At 60.2% G+C, this 2,204-nt stretch carries 1 protein-coding gene; it reads right to left on the bottom strand.

Annotated elements, in window-relative coordinates; all coding sequences use genetic code 11:
• A partial coding sequence (locus tag PRZ03_RS23620) for a putative Ig domain-containing protein (RefSeq protein ID WP_273602551.1) occupies nt 1-2,204 on the bottom strand: 2,204 nt, incomplete at both ends.

Genomic DNA, 2,204 nt, shown 5'->3' on the forward strand with positions numbered 1-2,204 from the left:
CCAGCACCACCCGTCATGCTCAACTGCAACACGCCGCCGGCCGACAAGATATCGTTACCGTCGCCGCCGTCCAGGCTGGCGTAGGCAATACCTGAGCTACTGGTCATGCCCGGCATCGCCGGATTGGCATAGCCGGCCCCGTTGTCGGTGACCGTCAGCCGGTCATTGCCTGCGCCACCCAGCAACGTCGTTGTTGTCTGCCCTACCGATGTCGTCAGTGTGATGTTGGCGTTGATGATGTCATCGCCGTCGCCACCATCCAAGTTCGCCGTCCGTCCCGTACTGGTGGCGCCGTAATTCATGTTGTTGAGAAAGAGCTCCAACCTATCGTCGCCACTGCCTCCCGCTAGGTCAGCTATTTTTGTTTTAAGGCTGTAGTCATTCACGCTCAAGGTGTCATTGCCGGCTCCACCGGAAAGATCCACCACTTCTGACTGCTCCGCGCGCAAGTTGTCGTTCCCATCACCACCGTCCATAGCGACCAACTGGTTCGCGGAGCCGCCAAGACTGTCATTGCCCTCGCCCCCCCGCAGGGTGGCATCGCTGTAGCCCGTGACATTCAAATAGTCAGTGCCAGTGCCGCCGTCAAGAACAGCCACGCCGTTTTGAACGGTGCCGTAGCTGCCAGATTGCAAAAACTGGCTATTCACATTGAGCTGGTCATCGCCTTCGCCACCATTCAGGTCGACTCGAACACCCGTCGCGGTCAAGCTGTCATTGCCCAGTCCGCCGATCAGAGTCTGATTGCCCGTCAGCGACTGCGCCGTCAGGCTGTCGTTGCCAGCGCCGCCGTCCAGCACGTTCGTGCCTTGCTCATCGCTCAACGTGTCGTTGCCCGCGCCGCCCAAGAGCGTGTCATTGCCGAAGTTGCCGATCAGGCGGTCATCCCCGTCTCCGCCGTCGATGCGGTCATCACCAGCACCGCCGTCAATAGTGTCATTGCCACCCAAGCCCACGATGGTGTCATTCAAGAACGTCCCGGTCAGCACATCGGCGGCTTCAGTGCCGAAGATGAAACTGGGTGGGCTGATCATGAAGTCATCGCTGCCCTTGGCTCCACTGGGGTCTGTCGCGGTAACGCGAATCTGCAGCGGCGCCATATCACCTTCGCCCGGTGTACCGCTGAACGTGCGAGTCAAAGCGTTAAAGCTCAACCAGGCCGGCAGCGCCGATCCGTCGGCCAGCGCTGCCGAGTAGGTCAAGGTATCGCCAGGGTCCGCATCAGCAAAGGCGTCTGCAGGCACTGCAAAGCTGAACAACTGACCAACTGCAGTCAGTTGGTCGGCCAGCGCGTGCTTCACTTCGGGCGCGTCGTTGACATTCAACACCAAGGCGCTCGCACCGCTCGACAGACTCTCCGCCGCTCCGAAGCCATCAACATAACTGATCTTCACACTGACCGCTTTGCCCACCTCGGCCTGCGACAACTTGAAAGTGCTGGCCGTGGCTCCAGCAATTGCTTGACCGTCGGCAGACCATTGGTACTTCAATGCACCCAGACCATCGGCATCGGCCAAAGTGCTGGTAATCGTCAAGGTCTGGCCCTGTTCAGCCTTGCCGTTGATCGTGATGATGCCGGTCGGCGCATCGTTGATGTTGGCGATGGTGGCTGTTGCGGCGCTGCCCACAGCCTCCGCCTTGCCGAGCCCGTCGGCGTAGTGCGCAACGACCGAGATGGCCCTACCCACCTGCGCTTGCGTCAGGGTCAGCGAATCACCGCTAACGCCGGCAATCTGCACGCCATCAGCCTGCCAGCGATAAGTGACTGGCCCCATGCCGTCCACATCGGCCAAGGTATGAGTCACCACTAAGGTTTCGCCCTGAATGGCCTGGCCATTGACCGTTACTTCACCGGTCGGCGCAGTATTGATCCGCGTGATGCCATCGATCGGAAAGTTGGGATTGAAGTTGCCGGCCACCAAACTTGTGATGTTCAAACCTTTGAGCACCGCAACCACTGTGGGCGCCTGCTGCAAGCCAGCAGCGCCGTCAGCATCAAAGCTCAAGATTGCGTCGGCGCCTGACTGGGTAAGCTTCAAGAAGCCGGAGGTGAACGGGTTTGACCCGTCATAGCTCAGCGCGCCGTTGCGCAGCAGATCCGAGTAGTCGAGCACGTCCATGCCCGGGCCAGCCGCAAAGTCCGTGATGACTGTCGGGTCGGCCTTGATCGTGGTGGAAGTTCCGTTGCTGCCCTGGAAAGTCCG

Source organism: Roseateles albus (genome assembly GCF_028595345.1).
In the GTDB taxonomy this organism is placed as follows: Bacteria; Pseudomonadota; Gammaproteobacteria; order Burkholderiales; family Burkholderiaceae_C; genus Paucibacter_A; species Paucibacter_A albus.